The 391-nt window shown below is 33.2% G+C and carries 1 protein-coding gene; it reads left to right on the forward strand.

Going from position 1 to position 391, the window contains the following annotated elements:
• A partial coding sequence (locus tag SB679_RS23225; protein WP_410704650.1) for a hypothetical protein occupies nucleotides 1-391 on the forward strand: 391 nt, incomplete at both ends.

The raw sequence follows: 391 nt of genomic DNA on the forward strand, positions 1-391 counted from the left end.
GTAACATTGGATAGGCTGTACAGTGCAAAAGCCGATGAAAACGGAAACTTCACCTTATCTTTTCCGGAAAAAGTATTAACGGAACATAACATTGTCAGAATCGATTATACAACTATAGATTCAAATAATAAAGAATTTACCGATCATAAGTCTTCCATCTTTAAAACCAATGAGTTATTGGATAAACAAAACTTTGAAATTAAAGAAAAGTACGTAACTGTAGGAGGCCTTTACATCTCAGATCATCAACCTCCTGACTATTATTTTCTGGATGGAAAAAAAATAGGAAAAAGAAAGTTTGAAAAAATAAAGGAGGAACACCCTGAATATAAGTACCGGGCATTCTATGATGAAGTAGTCGTTAAGAAACTGGCCAACAAAAGCTTTATAG

Source organism: Chryseobacterium sp. SIMBA_029 (assembly GCF_046535275.1).
GTDB lineage: Bacteria > Bacteroidota > Bacteroidia > Flavobacteriales > Weeksellaceae > Chryseobacterium.